Below are 1,422 nucleotides of genomic sequence, written 5' to 3' on the forward strand. Positions count from 1 at the left end.
GATTTTCCCAGCACGTAAGGGCATTCTCACTTCACGACGCGCTCACAACCCCAAGCCCATCGGTGGATCGAGGCTAAAGCACTCCCCAGCGGAGTACGTGCGCCGGCCCCGCGTCTCCACGGAGTCACCCACGCTGGGTCTCAGCCACCTCCAGCTCGAGGCGATGCTCACCGCCGGCAGGAAGTCGGCCAACATCAACGACTTCGCTCTGGTGACCATGCTGGGCCTGCTCGGGCTGCGGATCTTCGAAGCGACCGGCGCCAACGTCGAGGCTCTTGAGGAAGTGCACGGACATCGCGTGCTCCGCGTGTGGGGCAAGGGCGACAAGATCGCGCTGGTCCCGTTGCCACCCGCGGTGGGGCGCGCGATCGAGCGCGCGGTCGACGGCCGGACCGGTGGCCCGATCCTCAGAAGCCGCACCGGCAACCGGATGGACCGGCACTGCGCCACCCGCCGGCTGCGAGCCCTCGCCCGGGTCGCGGGAATCGCCACCGATCGGATGCACCCGCACATGCTCCGCCACACCTTCGTCACCACCATGCTCGACGCCGGGGTCGACCTGCGTGACGTCCAGATCGCGGCCCGGCACGCCGACCCGAGAACCACCATGCGCTATGACCGCGCCCGCAAGAACCTCGACCGACACCCCAACTACGTCCTGGCGGCCTACATGGCCTCCGGCACCTGACCCGGTCAGCGGCAGATCCGGTCGTATGGGCGAGGGCTCCTTGATCGGGATTTGACCACAATTTCTCGCTCGACGGTCACTCAGCGAGATCGCGAACGATGGCTTCGCGTTCCGCTGGGGGCACGCTGTCGGCGATGTACACGCTGTAAAGGGAGTTGCTCAAGGAGGCCGCGAGGACGGCGGTGGGGGGATATCCGCGCACGACACTCACGCGGACCTCAGGTGACCCTTGCGTGAAGAGAGGACCCTCCCCGGTCACGTCGAGGCACTCGGCCTCCCGAGCCCACCCGATCTTCTCGCCAACCTGGTTTGTGTAGCCCAGTCCTTGATAGACGACTCCCTTGAACCGGACCAACGGCGTGCACTCGGACGGGAGCGCACGAGCAGTGGGGCTCGCCGTCGTCACGCCCTCCGGGGAGCCATCGACGTCCACCAAGTCGCGCTGGTTGGTGCAGCCTGCGGATGCCGCCAATACGAGAACTGCACACGATGCGATTCGAAGAGACACGACACCTCACTCTGGCAGTAGCAACTAGGACGAACGACTGCCTCTCATGGTTCCAAATGACTGACGAACGCCTTGGTCGTCGCTCACGTGACTCCCGTTGGTCGCGCAGCCGCCGACAGACTGACGCTAGCGAACGAGTACGCGCTCATCGGCATTATGCACAGGGTCGGGGCGGTCGCTCATGATGCTTCGCCTTCCGTGAGGCCGGTGAGGAGCTGGTTGAAGA

The 1,422-nt window shown here is 65.6% G+C and carries 2 protein-coding genes; one reads left to right on the plus strand and one right to left on the minus strand.

Annotated elements, in window-relative coordinates; translation table 11 throughout:
• The first annotated feature begins 97 nt into the window (after positions 1-97).
• Positions 98-688, plus strand: a complete 591-nt coding sequence (locus tag Q1B24_RS21770; RefSeq protein ID WP_299933072.1) for a tyrosine-type recombinase/integrase — start codon at positions 98-100, stop codon at positions 686-688.
• A 76-nt stretch (positions 689-764) separates the two neighbouring features.
• Here Q1B24_RS21770 and Q1B24_RS21905 read toward each other — a convergent pair whose 3' ends face one another.
• Positions 765-1,196 carry a DUF6281 family protein gene (locus tag Q1B24_RS21905; RefSeq protein WP_366916579.1) on the minus strand — a complete coding sequence of 144 codons (432 nt, stop codon included), beginning with the start codon at positions 1,194-1,196 and terminating at the stop codon, positions 765-767.
• Positions 1,197-1,422: the final 226 nt, after the last annotated feature.

The organism is uncultured Nocardioides sp. (assembly GCF_947488025.1).
Lineage (GTDB): Bacteria > Actinomycetota > Actinomycetes > Propionibacteriales > Nocardioidaceae > Nocardioides.